Annotated in this window: 14 protein-coding genes; 7 read left to right on the top strand and 7 right to left on the bottom strand. The window is 59.2% G+C overall.

The features are described from left to right. Window positions 1-94: 94 nt before the first annotated feature. Entirely contained in the window at window positions 95-652 is a 558-nt protein-coding gene (locus O3303_RS01125; protein WP_269560229.1) for a hypothetical protein, read from the top strand. Between the two features lie 60 nt (window positions 653-712). Here the strand turns inward: O3303_RS01125 and carA are convergent, their stop codons facing one another. The 5 genes from carA to O3303_RS01100 all read right to left on the bottom strand — a co-directional run bounded on the left by carA (window position 713) and on the right by O3303_RS01100 (window position 6524). Next, window positions 713-1798: a glutamine-hydrolyzing carbamoyl-phosphate synthase small subunit gene (gene carA / locus O3303_RS01120; protein WP_269560228.1), complete on the bottom strand. Its 1086-nt coding sequence runs from the start codon at window positions 1796-1798 to the stop codon at window positions 713-715. A gap of 537 nt (window positions 1799-2335) precedes the next feature. Next, the gene (locus O3303_RS01115) at window positions 2336-3475 is read right to left on the bottom strand and encodes an aspartate aminotransferase family protein (RefSeq protein WP_269560227.1); all 1140 of its coding nucleotides are present in this window, start codon (window positions 3473-3475) and stop codon (window positions 2336-2338) included. 179 nt (window positions 3476-3654) lie between these two features. After that, window positions 3655-4635 (bottom strand): N-acetyl-gamma-glutamyl-phosphate reductase, encoded by a 981-nt coding sequence (gene argC, locus O3303_RS01110; RefSeq protein ID WP_269560226.1) that lies wholly within the window; start codon window positions 4633-4635, stop codon window positions 3655-3657. After that, on the bottom strand, window positions 4625-5812 hold the full coding sequence (argG, locus tag O3303_RS01105; RefSeq protein WP_269560225.1) for an argininosuccinate synthase: 1188 nt from the start codon (window positions 5810-5812) through the stop codon (window positions 4625-4627). Before argG ends, argC begins: the two co-directional genes overlap by 11 nt. 142 nt (window positions 5813-5954) lie before the next feature. Next, window positions 5955-6524 carry a GNAT family N-acetyltransferase gene (locus tag O3303_RS01100; protein ID WP_269560224.1) on the bottom strand — a complete coding sequence of 190 codons (570 nt, stop codon included), beginning with the start codon at window positions 6522-6524 and terminating at the stop codon, window positions 5955-5957. A gap of 599 nt (window positions 6525-7123) precedes the next feature. Between O3303_RS01100 and argB the strand changes: the two genes are divergently transcribed. The 4 genes from argB to O3303_RS01080 all read left to right on the top strand — a co-directional run bounded on the left by argB (window position 7124) and on the right by O3303_RS01080 (window position 11206). Further along, complete coding sequence (gene argB, locus O3303_RS01095) at window positions 7124-7906, top strand: acetylglutamate kinase (RefSeq protein WP_269560223.1); 783 nt, start codon at window positions 7124-7126, stop codon at window positions 7904-7906. Next, a complete protein-coding gene (locus O3303_RS01090) occupies window positions 7894-8961 on the top strand; it encodes a M20 family metallo-hydrolase (protein WP_269560222.1) in 1068 nt (355 codons plus the stop codon). The genes argB and O3303_RS01090 overlap by 13 nt, the downstream gene beginning before the upstream one ends. A gap of 132 nt (window positions 8962-9093) precedes the next feature. Continuing rightward, window positions 9094-10392 (top strand): argininosuccinate lyase, encoded by a 1299-nt coding sequence (gene argH / locus O3303_RS01085; protein WP_269560221.1) that lies wholly within the window; start codon window positions 9094-9096, stop codon window positions 10390-10392. Between the two features lie 148 nt (window positions 10393-10540). Further along, on the top strand, window positions 10541-11206 hold the full coding sequence (locus tag O3303_RS01080) for a hypothetical protein (protein ID WP_269560220.1): 666 nt from the start codon (window positions 10541-10543) through the stop codon (window positions 11204-11206). A 146-nt stretch (window positions 11207-11352) separates the two neighbouring features. On the opposite strand, the gene lpdA is transcribed toward O3303_RS01080, so the two are convergent. Next, a complete protein-coding gene (lpdA, locus tag O3303_RS01075) occupies window positions 11353-12747 on the bottom strand; it encodes a dihydrolipoyl dehydrogenase (protein WP_269560219.1) in 1395 nt (464 codons plus the stop codon). A 233-nt stretch (window positions 12748-12980) separates the two neighbouring features. Between lpdA and O3303_RS01070 the strand changes: the two genes are divergently transcribed. Next, window positions 12981-13712 carry a tetratricopeptide repeat protein gene (locus tag O3303_RS01070; RefSeq protein ID WP_269560218.1) on the top strand — a complete coding sequence of 244 codons (732 nt, stop codon included), beginning with the start codon at window positions 12981-12983 and terminating at the stop codon, window positions 13710-13712. Window positions 13713-13866: 154 nt separating this feature from the next. Here O3303_RS01070 and O3303_RS01065 read toward each other — a convergent pair whose 3' ends face one another. Continuing rightward, window positions 13867-15108, bottom strand: a complete 1242-nt coding sequence (locus tag O3303_RS01065; RefSeq protein ID WP_269560217.1) for a geranylgeranyl reductase family protein — start codon at window positions 15106-15108, stop codon at window positions 13867-13869. A 144-nt stretch (window positions 15109-15252) separates the two neighbouring features. Here O3303_RS01065 and fabG point away from each other — a divergent pair, with 144 nt between their 5' ends. After that, complete coding sequence (gene fabG / locus O3303_RS01060; RefSeq protein WP_269560216.1) at window positions 15253-16002, top strand: 3-oxoacyl-[acyl-carrier-protein] reductase; 750 nt, start codon at window positions 15253-15255, stop codon at window positions 16000-16002. Window positions 16003-16119 lie beyond the last annotated feature (117 nt).

The raw sequence follows: 16119 nt of genomic DNA, 5'->3' as shown, positions 1-16119 counted from the left end.
GGGAGCTTAGCTCCCGGCTAGCCCGGCGGATGCCGGCGTGAAGGTTTATGTTTGTTAGAACGTTGGGCGGGACAGTCGTTGCCAGCAGTTCAGTATGTTTGAACAACCTTCAGCAGATTTAGCTAAGTGGTTATTCCTTATGAAAAGAGCCTTCTTCCTTTTATTCTGCTGCGCGCTGATGAATCAAGTGTCAGCACAGTCTTATCGGGCCAAGAATGCTATGCGTACTCGCGAAGTACCAGTGCCGGCCAAAGTGGTTAAGAAGTTTAAGCGTACCTACCCTGATGCTCGGATTGACTCTTGCCGCGTTTACGGCGACTTGGAGAAGGGGGAAGAGGAGTACATGTTTTATTCCAAGCAGCAGAACCGAGTGCTCAACGTAGCCTTCGATAAGAACTGCCAGTTTGCTGAATCGGAAACCGAAGTTTCGATTGAAGAACTGCCTCTGTCATTGCAGCAAACAATAGCCAAAAAATCCTTCCAAGCCGATAGCATAGGAAAGGCGTTCAAGCTAATTGGTAAGCGAAGACGCAACGAGGTTGAGTACATGCTTGAATGGTTTATCAACGAGAAGGGCCATAAACTTAAATCCTTCATGTACTTCAACGCGGCAGGTTCTTTATCCCGAGCATCGGTAGCTGATTCCTGGTAGAGATGCTTCGGCAAGCTCAGCATGACGTTCTTTTTCGTCGTGCTGAGCTTGGTCGTTCGGCTACTTACCAGCCTTGTACTTCTCGACCTCGTCCAGGAACTGGTCGAAGAGAAACTCCGTGTCTTGGGGGCCGCCGGCGGCTTCCGGGTGAAATTGGGTGGAGAAGAAGGGCTTGGTTTTGTGCTTGATGCCTTCGCAGGTGCCGTCGTTAAGGTTCTCGAACAGCATGTCCCACTCGGCGGGCAGCGTTTCGGTGTCCACCGCGAAGCCGTGGTTCTGGCTGGTGATGTAGCAGCGCTGGGTGCCGGTGAGCTTCACGGGCTGGTTGTGGCTGCGGTGGCCGTATTTCAGCTTGAAGGTATCACCGCCCGCGGCCAGGCCCATGAGCTGGCTGCCCAGGCAGATGCCGAAGATGGGCTTGTCCTGACCCAGCGCCGTTTGCAGGTGGCCGATGGTGGCCTCGCACATTTTGGGGTCGCCGGGGCCGTTGCTCAGGAACAGGCCGTCGTAATCGAGGGTTGTGAAATCGTAGTCCCAGGGCACCCGAATCAGCTCCACGTCGCGCTCTAGGAAGCAGCGGATGATGTTGGTTTTGGTGCCGCAGTCCACGAGCACGATTTTGTGCTGGCCATGGCCGTAGTGCTGCACGCCGGCGGGGCTCACCTGGGCCACCAGGTTTTCGAGGTTGGGGTCGTGCAGGGGCACGTCGGTTTCGGCCACGATTTTGCCCAGCATGGCACCTTTCTCGCGCAGCTTTTTGGTGAGCATGCGGGTATCGACGCCGAAAATGCCGGGGATGTTGTACTCCTTGAGCCAGTCGCCGAGGCTTTTGGCGGCGTTCCAGTGGCTGTGCTCCTCGGAGTAGTAATTCACCACCAGCCCGGCAATATGAATCTTATCCGACTCGAAAATCTTTGAAATCGACTCGTACAGGTCCTCGCCGGGCACGCCGTAGTTGCCCACCATGGGGTAGGTGAGCACCAGAATCTGGCCGGCGAAGGATGGGTCGGTGAGGTTTTCGGGGTAGCCGGTCATGGCCGTGCTGAACACCACTTCGCCCGCGGCCGAAGTAAATGCGCCGAAAGAAGTACCCTCGATTTCAGTGCCGTCTTCCAGGACGAGTTTTACCGATTTAGCGTTTTCCACTCTGTTATGCGAAAAAAGGGTTTACTCTATTGTTGATTTTCAGCAGTAGTCAAGCCCGCCGCTTCCTTGCTCGTTAATGGGAGCGAGGCGGCAGGGATGTGCTTCAGTCCGATCAACGCTGATCGGAACATGGTAATCGGAGGGGAATGCGGCGATTTGGCGCCCCCTATGCCGAGCGTCTGGCGGGTGCGCGGCGTAGCCTCCGCCGGCTTTTGCAGCAGCCACGATACATTTTCGGCTGGAATAGGACCGAATACCGGGGGTCTATTCCAGCCGAACAATGACTTAAGCCAAACGGGAGAGAAAGAATATACATCAATCGGTCCCGCACCCTGCCACTTCCAAATGTCAGGCATCGGAAAGTCGGGCGGGCACAACTGCTGGAAGGAAAAATGGGTGGCCGTTCTTTCATGGAAAGAACCAGCCGGTTGCTGCGCAATAGTCACCAATGGCAGCGTGCAGCTAATCAGAAGGGGAGCCTGGCTCGGGAACTTCATCGTGCTACTCATTGGGGCTGCAAGTTAGGCTACAAGCTGCTTACTTTCTTACCTCCACCGGAATAAGTGTGTACAGCGCCTGCAAAAACCGGTCTACCTCGGCCTTCGTGATGTTGAGCGGCGGCAGCAGGCGCAGCACCGTGGGGTCGGAAGCGTTGCCCACGAAAATGTGGTGCTCGGCGAGCAGCTTGTCCCGGATTTCCTTGATGGGGAAGTCGTACTTGATGCCCACCATCAGGCCGCGGCCGCGGATTTCTTCGGCGCCGGCGTGGGCCAGCAGCTCGGTGCGGAGGTATTCGCCCAGCTCGGTGGCGTGGGCCAGCAGGTTTTCATCTTCGATGACTTCGAGCACAGCTAGGGCGGCGGCGCAGGCCAGGTGGTTGCCACCGAACGTGGTGCCCAGCAGGCCGTACGAGGCCTGGTATTTGGGCGAAATCAGGATGCCGCCGATGGGAAAGCCGTTGCCCATGCCCTTGGCAACGGAAATGATATCGGGCCGCAGGCCGGCATGCTGGTGCGCGAAAAACTTGCCGCTACGGCCGTAGCCACTCTGCACCTCATCGGCAATCAGCAGCACGTCGTTGGCCCAGCAGAACAGCGCCAGATGACGCATAAACTCGTCGGAAGGCATGATGATGCCGCCCACGCCCTGAATCGGCTCCACAATGACGGCGCAGACGTCGCCGCCGTGCAGCACGGCCAGCACAGCCTCCAGGTCGTAGTCCACGAAGGTCACCAAGTGGCCTTCGTTGAAAGGCGCCACGATTTTCGCGTTGTCCGTAGCCGCTACCGCGCCGCTGGTGCGGCCGTGAAACGCGCCTCGAAACGCCACCACGCGCTTTTTGCCGGTATGGAAGGAGGCCAGCTTCAGCGCATTCTCGTTGGCCTCGGCCCCGGAGTTGCACAAAAACAGCGTATAGTCCTCGTAACCCGACACCTGGCCCAGCTTGTGCGCCAGCTGCGTCTGAATCGGAATCTGCACCGAGTTGGAGTAGAAGCCGATATTCTGCAGCTGCTCGGTGAGGCGCTGCACGTAGTGCGGGTGGCTGTGGCCGATGCTGATAACGGCGTGCCCGCCGTAGAAGTCCAGATATTCCTGGCCCTTGTCGTCCCAAAGCTTCGCCCCCAGCGCCTTCACGGGCGTAATGTTGACGAGCGGATACACGTTGAAAAGCTCCATGATATAGATGTGAGAGCTGAGAAGTTAGAACTTAGAAACGTACGGCAGAACTCGAAGATGAACGTCATTCCGAGCTTGCCGAGGAATCTCGCGTGCTGATGTTGTGGTGGTATTCCGGACGTCAGCAAGCGAGATTCCTCGACTTCGCTGCGCTCCGCTCGGAATGACGTTATGAGAAGCTAGAATAGCCCGGCCTTCAACCCCAGACCCGTCGTTTCGGGCAAGCCAAAAACCAGGTTCATGTTCTGCACGGCCTGGCCGGAAGCGCCTTTCACCAGGTTGTCGATAACGGAGGTGATGAGCAGTTGCTTGCCCATTTTCTGCACGTGCAGCAGGCATTTATTGGTGTTCACCACCTGCTTGAGGTGAATTTCCTTGTCGGAAACCGTGGTAAACGGGGCATCCTGGTAGAACTGCTGGTACAGCGCCCGGGCTTCATCCTCGGTCAGGTCCGACGGCGTGTAGACGCTGGCGAAGATGCCCCGCGTGAAGTTGCCGCGGTACGGGATGAAGTGGATATCCACCGCCAACTCGTGCTGCAGTTGCGCCAGGCTCTCCCCTATCTCGCCCAGGTGCTGGTGCGTGAAGGGCTTGTAGATGGACACATTGTTGGTGCGCCACGAGAAATGCACCGTCTCCGAGAGGCTCTGGCCCGCGCCCGTGCTGCCCGTAATGGCCGAGACGTGCACATCATCCGTCAGCTTGCCGGCCTGGGCCAGCGGCAGCAGCGCCAGCTGAATGGCCGTGGCGAAGCAGCCGGGATTGGCAATGTTCTGGGCCTGCTGAATGCGGCTGCGGTTCAGCTCCGGCAACCCGTACACAAACTCCAGGTCGCCAAATTCGGCGTCGGCTTCCAGGCGGAAGTCGTTGCTCAGGTCGATGACGTGGGTGGTTTCCGGCAGCGGATTCTGGGTCAGCCAAGCCTTGGAGTTGCCGTGGCCCAGGCACAGAAACACCACGTCCTCGTCGCCCTGCAGCTCAGCTGCGAAGCGCAGCGCCGTCTCGCCCACCAGGTCGTCGTGCACCTGGTGGATGGGGTTGCCGGCATTGGAGGAACTCACGATGCCGCCCAGCTCCACAAACTCGTGGTGCAGCAGAATCCGCAGCAACTCCCCCGCCGTGTAGCCGGCCCCACCGACGATGCCTGCCTTAATTTTCATCGTTGAACGAGCTATGAATCTTCAGCTGGTTGCTGAAGATTTTGATGAAGCCTTTCGCGTCGCGCGAGTCCCAGGCGTTGTTTTCCTCACCGTAGGTGGCCACCTTCGACTGCATCATGTCGAACGGCGACTCCACACCCAGCAGCTCAAATTGATAAGGTTTCAGGGTCACGTACACCGTACCCGACACCCGCTCCTGCGACGACTCCAGGAAGGCCTCCATGTCGCGCATTACCGGGTCGAGGTACTGGGCCTCGTGTAGCAGCGTGCCGTACCAGTTGGCTATGTAGTCTTTGTGCAGCAGCTGCCAGCGGCTGGACGTATGCTTTTCCAGCAAGTGGTGGCCTTTGATGAGGATCAGCGGCGCGGGGGCCTCGAAGCCTACCCGGCCCTTGATGCCCAGAATCGTGTCGCCCACGTGGGTGTCGCGGCCAATGGCGTACTGACCGGCCAGCTCGTTGAGGGCCACAATCAGGTCCACGGGCTTCATGGCTTCGCCGTTCAGCGCCACCGGCTCGCCTTTCTCAAAGGTGATGCTGATTTCCTGCGGCTCGGTTTTGCTCAGCTGCGTCGGCCAGGCCGACTCGGGCAGGCCCTGGCGCGAGGTCAGGGTTTCCACCCCGCCCACGCTGGTGCCCCAGATGCCTTTGTTGATGGAGTATTTGGCTTTTTCCCAGCTCATCTCCACCCCATTCTTTTGCAGATATTCGATTTCCTGCTGGCGCGAGAGGCCCAGGTCGCGGATGGGCGTGATGATTTCGGTATCAGGCGAAATCACCGAGAAGGCCACGTCGAAGCGCACCTGGTCGTTGCCGGCGCCGGTGCTGCCGTGGGCAATGTAGTCGGCTTTGTTCTCGCGGGCGTACTCGGCCAAGGCCAGGCTCTGGAACATGCGTTCGGCACTCACGCTCAGCGGGTAGGCGTCGTTTTTGAGCACGTTGCCGGCCAGCAGGTAGCGCAGGCACTGCTGGTAGAACCGGTCCGTTACGTCAATCACCTCGTGGCGCGTGGAGCCCATTTCGTACGCGCGCTGCTCGATGCCGGCCAACTCCTCCTGGGAGAACCCACCCGAGTTGACAATCACCGTGTGGACTTCCAAACCCAACTCCCGGGTCAGATATACCACGCAATAAGATGTATCCAAGCCGCCACTATAGGCGAGAACTACTTTTTTCATGGAGTGCTGTGTGGTATTAGTGGGCCGTCATGCAGAGGCGGAGCCGAAGCATCTCGCGTGCTGAGGTTGTGATGCTTTTCCCGACGCCAGCCGAGCGAGATGCTTCGGCTCCGCCTCTGCATGACGGACTGACGGCAATTGATTAGCGCTCCTGCGCCAGGATTTCGATGGATTGCTGCGTGAAACTGTCGTCCAGCGTGTCGTAGACCATGCCGGTGCAGAGGCACATTTTGCGCTGGTTTTCCATCAGGATGCCGTAGTTTTTGCAGCTGGAGCAGCCCTTCCAGAAGTCGTCCGACTGCGTGAGCTCGGGGAAGGTCACGGGGCGGTAGCCCAGCTCGTTGTTGATCTTCATCACGGCCGCGGAGGTGGTGATACCGAAGATCTTAGCCGCCGGGTACTTCATGCGCGACAGCTCGAACACGCGGTGCTTAATGGCGCGGCCCAGGCCCTCCTTGCGCAGCTCGGTGTTCACAATCAGCCCCGAGTTCACCACGAATTTCGCGTCCTCGAAGGTTTCGATGTAGCAGAAACCGGCCAGCTGGTCATCGATAAAGGCGATGATGGAGTCACCCTTTTCCATCTTCTTAATCAGATAGTTAGGGTCACGCTTGGCAATGCCGACGCCGCGCGTTCTAGCGGATTCGGCATACCATTGACAAAGGGTTTCCACATACTGCGCATCGGCAGCATTGGCGACTCGTAAATTCATGGTCAGGACTCGGTTAGTGGCCGGAATTGTGCGGCAACAGACTCGGAAAGACAAAAAAAGGAAGGGAGCAGGCGAGGCTGCGCGGGCTCCGGCGGCGGGGCCGGAAGCATCAAAAACCCGAAGGCGAGGTGGCCCCGTTGGGCCGGGGAGCGGGGCGTTCCAGCCGGGAGCCGGAAGAAGTCACACGGGTAGTTACACTCGGACTAAGGTCGGTTGATTCGTGAAGGGTCTCTTGGGGTGGGCTCCGGTAGGAGGACCCGGCGTCGGTTCGCGGTAGAGGCGGAACCCGGACGTACTATTGCAGCCAGCGGTTAAGCTGGCATGATTCGCACGACCAGCATTGGTCGTCGCAGAAGCGCAATAGAAGAGAGTTGAATCATGACGGTTGCCGCGGGGCGGCGAGGGAGTGTTTTCACGGTTTAAATCGTTTAAACCGCTAAATCGTTGCAAAACTAGAGGATTTTTTTCGGAAACTTTGCCGCTCCGGGAGCAAAATAAATTTCTTAACAGTGCGGCCGCTCGGTTTATGCCGGGGCCCCATGAGGCCTGTTTTAGCAGCGTACGGCGCGCAGTGCCGCATTTCTCCCTACTTGCATCCTATGAGCGAAGGCCTGAAAATTTTTAAAATCGGGGGCGGCATTATTGATGATGATGCCCAGCTGCAGCGGTTTCTGCGGGAGCTGGCGCAAGTGCCGGGCCGCAAGCTGCTGGTGCACGGCGGCGGCAAAGGTGCCAGCCAGATGCTGCGCGACCTGGGCCAGGAATCCCAGATGGTGCAGGGCCGACGCATCACCGACACTGCCACCCTCGACATCGTGACCATGTTCTACGCCGGCAAAACCAACAAGCAGGTGGTGGCCGGTTTGCAGGCCGCGGGCGTGAATGCGCTGGGCCTTTCGGGGGCCGATGGCAACGCCATCCGGGCCGTGCGGCGGCCGGTGCGCGACATCGACTACGGCTTCGTGGGCGACCTGCCGGCCGACGCGGTGAACGTGCCCCTGCTGCGCCAGTTACTGGAAACCAACCTGCTACCCGTGTTCTGCGCCATCACCCACGACGGCGCAGGCCAGCTACTCAACACCAATGCCGACACCATTGCCAGCGTATTGGCTTGCGCTTTGGCCCCGCACTACGCCGTGGAGCTACACTACTGCTTCGAGAAGGACGGCGTGCTGCGCGACGTGGACGACGACGCCTCGGTGATTCCGCAGATAACCGCCGCTGAGTACCAAGAGCTGAAGGCCGCGGGCATCATTGCGGCCGGCATGGTACCCAAGCTGGATAACGCCTTTGCCGCCCTCGAAGCCGGCGTGGCACGGGTGGTCATCGAGCACGCGCTGCGCATCAACGAGCCCGTAAAAACCGTGCTATGCAGGAACTAACTGCCCTCACCAACGACGCCATTGAGCTGCTGATTCAGCTGGTACAGACGCCTTCCTTGTCCCGGGAAGAAGACCAGACGGCCGAGCTTATTTTCCGGTTTCTGACTTTCCACGGCGCCCGCCCCCAGCGCGACGCGAACAACGTGTGGGCCCTATCGAAGCGCTTTGACCCGGCCAAGCCCACCATCCTGCTCAACTCCCACCACGACACCGTCAAGCCCGGCGCGTCCTGGACCGCCGACCCGTTCGGGGCTGTGATGGAGGGCGACCGGCTGACCGGCCTGGGCAGCAACGACGCGGGAGCTTCGGCGGTGAGTCTGCTGGCCACATTCCTCTACTTCCACGAGCAGGAGAATCTGCCCTACAACCTTATCTGCGCCATTACGGCCGAGGAGGAAGTATCGGGCGCGAACGGCATCCGCCGGCTGCTGCCGCTGCTGCCGAAGATTGACCTGGGCATCGTGGGCGAACCGACGCAGATGGACCTGGCGGTGGCTGAAAAGGGCCTGGTGGTGCTCGACTGCGTAGCCCACGGCCGCACCGGGCACGCGGCCCGCGAGGAAGGCGAAAACGCCCTCTACAAAGCCCTCGACGATGTGCAGCGCCTGCGTGACTACCAGTTTGAGCGGGTGTCGGAGCTGCTGGGTCCGGTGAAACTGACCGTAACGCAGATGCAGGCCGGCACCCAGCACAACGTGGTACCCGATCGGTGCACCTTCGTGGCCGACGTGCGTACCAACGAGCTGTATACCAACCCGGAAGTGGTGGAATTCGTGCGCAGTCTCATCGGGGCCGAGGTAACGCCACGCTCCACCCACCTCAACTCCTCGCGCATCCCGCTCACGCACCCGCTGGTGCAGCGCGGCGTGGCGCTGGGTTGCCGTACCTTCGGCTCCGTCACCCTCTCCGACCAGAGCATGATGCCCTTCACGACCGTCAAAATCGGCCCCGGCGACTCGGCCCGCTCCCACACCCCCGACGAGTACATCCTGCTCAGCGAAATCCGCGCCGGCGTGCAGGGGTATGTAGCTTTGCTGGACGGGCTGGAGTTGTAACACCAAGCTCCAGCTTGGTGAATCGTTGAACGACGGGCAGCCTGAGGCATCCGCTTTTCACTGCCCTGTGCGCGCAACAACGATTCTGTTCAACGATTCACCAAGCTGGAGCTTGGTGTTACTGCAACACACATGAAAATCTGGGATAAAGGCATTGCCGTTGATAAGAAAATCGAGCAGTTCACCATCGGGCGCGACCGGGAGCTGGATATGTACTTGGCGCAGTTTGACGTGCAGGCGTCCCGGGCCCAGGCCAATATGCTGGCCGGGGCGGGGCTGATTTCCGGGAACGAAAACCAGCAGTTGCAGCAGGGCCTGCAGGAGCTGGCTGCCCAACTGGAAGCCGGCACGTTCACCATCGGCGAGGACTTCGAAGACGTGCATTCCAAAATCGAGTCATACCTGACCGAGCACTATGGCGACGCGGGCAAGAAAATCCACACCGCCCGCTCCCGCAACGACCAAGTGCTGACGGCCATTCAGCTCTTTCTGAAAGACTACACCCAACGCGCCGCCGCCCGCACCCTGGAGCTGGTGGAGGTACTGTTGCAGAAGGCAGAGGATCACAAAACCGACCTGATGCCCGGCTACACCCACTTCCAGGCGGCTATGCCCAGCTCGTTCGGGCTGTGGTTTTCGGCCTACGCCGAACACCTGCTGCTGGATCTAGCGTTGTTCGAGGCCGCCCACACCGTGGCCGACCAAAACCCGCTGGGCTCGGGCGCGGGCTTCGGTAGCTCCTTCCCCATCGACCGGCTGCAGACCACCCAGGAAATGGGCTTCGGCAACCTGGCCGTGAGCAGCGTGGGAGCCCAGATGCTGCGTGGGAAAACCGAGAAAACCGTGGCCTTTGCCCTGGCCGGCATGGCCGCCACCCTGGCCAAAATGGCCTACGACTTGGTGCTCTACAACTCGCAGGATATGGCCTTCGTGGAGCTGCCGGCGGCCTTCACCACCGGCTCTAGCATCATGCCCCACAAGAAAAACCCTGACGTGTTCGAGCTAATCCGGGCCCGCTGCAACGCCCTGCAGGCCCTGCCCAACACGCTCATACTGGCCACCAGCAACCTGCCCAGCGGCTACCACCGGGACTTCCAGATTCTCAAGGAAATCCTGTTCGAGCCGATGACGCAGTTTCTCGACATCCTCGACATCGTGCTGTTTGCCCTGCCCCAGCTGCGCATCAAGCCCGATCTGCTCAACCAGCCCAAATACGACGCCGTATTTACGGTGGAGAATATCAACCAGCTCATCCAGACCGGCACGCCCTTCCGCACCGCCTACAAGCAGGTGGGCCTGGCCGTGGAAGACGGCTCGTACGTGCCCCATAAGGAGTTTCAGACCACCCACTTGGGCAGCGTGCACAACCTCGGCCTGGAAGAAATCCAGGCGAAAGTGGCACGGTTCCGGGCGGGGAGCCGGCTGGTATAGCGCCGGCCTCCCCTGCTATGCGGCCAGAAACGCCACCGATAGCAAACCCAATACTGGGTTGAAACTACGGTCACTATAACATGGTTTTTGTTTACATTTGATTTTTCCCCAATGGCAATTTGAATAACCCTATTTTCAATTTACTCTAATGGATACCCAATATAAATTACCTTCTTTTAATACAGAAGAGCTGTATCGAGAAGCAGTTCAAACAAACCCAAGTTTTCAGTTTTTCAATATCGATGATTTAGAAAAACATATTGAAATCATAAGTCGCCACTTTCAATTTCCCGAATTACTAGAAACTAATATAATTCATCCTTTGTCACATCCATATCCTTATATATATTATTGGGTATACACGATGTGGAAACGCAAGGCTGATGACGCTAAGTCAGAACAACAAGAATTACTTATCTATATAACTAAAATCAAGCCTCACCTAAAAGACCTCTCATTATTCGAAATAAGCAGACGTTTGCATGAGGAACAAAAAAGCTATGAAGATAAAATAACTATTGGATCTATATCACGAACTGTATACCCAATCGTTGCATATCCTATCATTCTTGCTAATATTATTTTTGAAGAAAATCCAAAATGGATATTTTATTCAGCCTCATTACAGAAGGCTTTCCTTAATACTGTTTTACCCAGTGTTAATTGCAACAACGTCATCGTTGATTTTCAGAAACAGAATAGCTCATATCATAGAATAGAGAACGAGAATGATGAACCAATTTTAGAGTATGATGATGAATCATCAGTACAAGCTCCTCCTCCAGATATAGATTATGAGAGCCCAGCAAAATAATATTCACCATATCACATTACTACTTCTGGCGTTCCAATATCATTGTTCGACTTAACTGTCTAATTAAAACATATTGAAAAGGCCCCGAAACCAGACGGTTTCGGGGCCTTTCTTATGCGGCACAGGCTGAAGCCTATGCTACAGTTTTACAGGTGAATCACCTCGCCGTAGGCGGCGGCGGCGGCCTCCATGATGGCCTCGCTCATGGTGGGGTGCGGGTGCACGGCCTTGATGATTTCGTGGCCGGTGGTTTCGAGCTTGCGGGCTACTACTACCTCGGCAATCATTTCGGTTACGTTGGCCCCAATCATGTGGGCGCCCAGCCACTCGCCGTACTTCTTGTCGAAGATGACTTTCACGAAGCCGTCTTTCACGCCGGCGGCCGAAGCTTTGCCGGAGGCCGAGAACGGGAATTTGCCCACCAGGATGTCGTAGCCCTGGTTTTTGGCTTCGGCTTCGGTGAGGCCTACCGAGGCAATTTCCGGCGAGGCGTAGGTGCAGCCGGGAATGTTCTGGTAGTTGAGCGGCTCGGGGTGGTGACCAGCAATTTTCTCGACGCAGATAATGCCTTCGGCCGAAGCCACGTGGGCCAGGGCAGGGCCGGGCACGATGTCGCCGATGGCGTAGATGCCGGGCACGTTGGTCTGGTAGAAGTCGTCGACGATAACGCGGCCCTTCTCCACCTTGATACCCAGCTCCTCAATGCCAATGTTTTCGAGGTTGGTCTGCACGCCCACGGCGCTCAGCACCACGTCGCACTCCACCTGCTGCTCCCCTTTGGCGGTTTTGATGGTTACATGGCAGCCAGCGCCGCTGGTGTCCACCTTCGTCACCTCGGCACTGGTCAGCACGTTGATGCCGATTTTGCGGAACGACTTTTCCATCTGCCGGCTCACTTCCTCGTCCTCCACGGGCACAATGCGGGGCAGGTATTCCACCACCGTCACCTCCGAACCCATGGTGCGGTAGAAGTAGGCAAACTCGACGCCGATGGCGCCAGAACCCACCACCACGAGGCGCTTGGGCAGCTGCTCCATGGTCATGGCCTTGCGGTACTCAATGATCTTCTGGCCGTCGATGGGCATGCTGGGCAGCTGGCGGGCGCGGGTACCGGTGGCCAGAATGATGCTCTTAGCCTCCACCGTTTCCTTGGTGCCATCGGCTTTGGTGAGCTCCACTTTGCCGGGGGCCAGCAGCTTGCCGGTGCCCATCAGGGCGTCGATTTTATTCTTTTTAAACAGGAAATTGATGCCCTTGCTCATGCCCTCAGCCACACCGCGGCTGCGCTTAATCACGGCACCAAAATCATAGCCCACGCCCTCGGCTTTGAGGCCATAATCGGCGGCGTGGTTGAGGTATTCAAACACCTGGGCGCTTTTGAGCAGGGCTTTGGTAGGAATGCAGCCCCAGTTGAGGCAGATGCCGCCGAGCGACTCCCGCTCGATAACGCCGACTTTCAGACCAAGCTGCGAAGCCCGGATAGCAGCCACGTAGCCGCCGGGGCCGCTGCCGACAACGACCAGGTCGTATTGCAATGCCATGTTGTTATACTTGAGGGTGAGATTGAAAAGCCCGCACCGGGCATGGACTGCTGGCGGGGCCCGGCAAAGATAGGCAGGCCGCGCAACTCGCCAACTGACGGCCGCCAGCCGCCTGCCAGCCCGGCAGGCCGCTTAAAACAACGGCCGGCCTATATCCGTTCGGGCCGATGCCCCGTAGAAGACCCGATTTACCTGTCCGGCGCCCTGGCGCCTCCTTTCTGACTGCTTTGCTCATGAACCACCGTCTACTCTCCCTGCTTTCCATCACCGGCAGCCTGCTGTTTTTCAGCCAGTGTGCCACCACCACCGAAGCCGACAAGCCCGGCACCACCCAGCGCGCCATGCGCCAGGAAACCGTTGCCGCGCCGGCTGCTACCGCCAGCACTGGCACGGAGGTAGCAACGGCCTCCGCCGCACCCGTGCCCGCCCCCGGCACCATGGAAGCCGCCGCCCGCAAATCCAGCGCCGACTACCGCAACGAAATCCGCACCGCCGACGCCACGCTCAAGGCGTCGCCCCGCAACTTCGACGCGCTGCTGACCCGGGCCAAGGCCAAAAGCCACCTCAAGGACTACGCCGACGCCATTGCGGACTACAACCTAGCCGCCCGCCTCAAACCCACCAACGCCGAAGTGTACTACAACCGCGGCCTGAACCGCCTCAAGCTCAAGCAGTACGCCCCCGCCATCTCCGACTTCAGCAAAGCCACCCGCTACAACCCCACCGACAAGGAGGCCTTCTTCGGCCGGGGCGCGGCCCGCATGCAGATGTTCAACTTCAAGGCCGCCATCCCCGATTTCACTAAGGCCCTCGAGTTGGACCCCACCTACGCCGACGCCTACGAGTACCGCGGCATCAGCTACGCCTCCATAAACAAGCCCGCCGAGGCCAAAACCGACCTCGAAAAAGCCACCCAGCTCAACCCTGAAGCCGCCAAGAGCCTCCGCCGCTACGCCGGCAAGTAGTTTAATGGGTTAGTGGCAGAACGTCATTCCGAGCAAAGGCGGAGCCGTAGCCGAGGAATCTCGCCAGCGTGGTAAAATCAGTTACTACACTAGCGAGATTCCTCGGCTACGGCTCCGCCTTCGCTCGGAATGACGTTCTATCTATTTTATCGGACTACCGCCCAAACAGCAGTTTCACGTAGAAACTCGGCTGGCGCAGCCGTTCGCGCATATCCAGGTCCAGGAACATCATGGACAGGGTTTCGGCCAGGGTGGGGTTGTTGGCGGCGCGGTTGGCAATGAAGTTGAACAGCCACGGATAGTCGAGTAGCTTCTGCATGGCGCGGCTCAGGCGTAGCTCCTGGCCTAGGCGGTTGTACACGGCCGCGTCGTAGCCGCGCAGAAACGCGGGCGAGCAATCCTGGGTGGCCAGCGCCCGGCCGGCCCAGTCGGCGGCGTGCCGCCCAGATACCATGGCGTGGCTAATGCCTTCGCCCGTAAACGGGTCGATGAGCGAGGCGGCGTCGCCGAGCAGCAGGTAGTTCTTGCCCGACAGCGCGCGGCGCTTAGAGCCCAGCGGCAGCCCAAAGCCGCGCACCGGCCCCAGCCGCTCGGCCCCGGCGAACCGGTCTTTGAGGGCGGGGTGCGTCTGCAGGATTTCGGCCAGCCGCTCGCGCAGATTCACTTTCTTTTTCGACACGGCTTCCGTGAGCATACCCACGCCCACGTTGGCTTCACCGTTGGGCAGCGGGAACACCCACAGATAGCCCGGCAAGAAGTCTTTGATGAAGTGCAGCTCGATAAAATTGTCGGGGTGCAGGCCCTGCACGCCGCGGTAGTAGGCCCGCAGCCCCGCGCAGTGGTGGGCCGGCTCCAGCGCGTGCCCGGCCACCTGCCGCGCAAACCCCGACTGCGCCCCATTGGCCACCAGCAGCAGTCGCGCCAGCGCCACGGGCGTGCCGGCGGCGTCTCGCACCAGCCAGCGGCCGTCGGGCTGCTGCTCGGGCAGGGCGGCGTCCAGGCCTTCGCGGAAGTCGATTTCGGGGCGGCGGCGCACTTCTTCCACCAGGAAATTATCGAAGTCAATGCGCTTGCTGATGTGGCCGGCGGCGCGGTCAGTGGCTTTGTTGTAGCCGGGCTTGAAGGGCACGGCCAGCTTGCGGCCGTTGGGGGCGTAAAAGTCAATGCCCCAGCTGGGCAACTGGGCGGGGTCGGCGGCCAGCTGAGCGGGCAGCGCCTCCCCTATCCGGCGCAGCTCGCTGATGACTTTACCACTGAGGGCGTCGCCGCACACTTTGTCGCGCGGAAAGGTGGCCTTGTCCAGCAGCAGGCAGCGGTGACCGGCGTTGGCCAGGTGCAAGGCCGCCGTGGCGCCGCCGGGCCCGGCACCCAGAATGCAGATATCGGTTTCGAGCATACGTAGCGCCAAGCTCCAGCTTGGCGGGTCATGGGACGGTGCCTGCTGAACGATTTCTAGCGGAATCGTTCAACGATGCACCAAGCTGGAGCTTGGCGCTACATTTTCCTGCAAGCTAATACCGCCAATCCTTACCTTCGCCGCATGACAAAATTGCTCGACGGAAAAGTGGCCCTGATTACGGGCGCTTCCAAAGGAATCGGCCGCGCCATTGCGGTGCATTTTGCCCAACTGGGCGCTCAGGTGGCTTTCACCTACCTCTCCAGCGTAGAGAAAGGCCAGCAGCTCGAACAGGAGCTGGCCGCCCACGGCACCAAAGTGAAGGGCTTCCGCTCCGACGCCTCGGTATATGCCGAAGCCGAGAAGCTGGTGGACGACGTGGTAGCCGAGTTCGGCAAGCTGGATATTCTGGTGAATAACGCCGGCATCACGCAGGACGGCCTGCTCATGCGTATGAGCGAGCAGCAGTGGGACCAGGTCCTGGCCGTGAATCTGAAGTCGGTGTTCAACCTCACCAAAGCCGCCACCAAACCCATGATGCGCGCCAAAGCCGGCAGCATCATCAACATGAGCTCGGTGGTAGGCATCAAAGGCAACGCCGGCCAGAGCAACTACGCGGCCTCCAAATCGGGCATTATCGGCTTCACGAAGTCGGTGGCGCTGGAGCTGGGCTCGCGCAACATCCGCTGCAACGCCGTAGCCCCCGGCTTCATCGAAACCGAAATGACCGACGCCCTCGACTCCAAACAGGTAGACGAGTGGCGCAAAGCCATTCCGCTGCGTCGCGGCGGCACCCCCGAAGACGTGGCCAAAGCCACCGCCTTCCTCGCCTCCGACGACAGCAGCTACATCACCGGCCAGGTACTGCAGGTAGACGGCGGCATGCTGACCTAGCACTGCGGTCCTGTCTGTAACGCGAAGTTGCACTTCGCGGAGCGTCCACGTCGTTTGGGGTAATAGCCCTGAAAACGATGATGCGGTGCTTCGCGAAGTGCAACTTCGCGTTACGTC

The sequence above is a fragment of the Hymenobacter canadensis genome (genome assembly GCF_027359925.1).
GTDB classification, from domain to species: domain Bacteria; phylum Bacteroidota; class Bacteroidia; order Cytophagales; family Hymenobacteraceae; genus Hymenobacter; species Hymenobacter canadensis.
The sequence above is the reverse complement of the archived record's forward strand: the minus strand, read 5'-3'. Positions and strand labels throughout refer to the sequence as shown.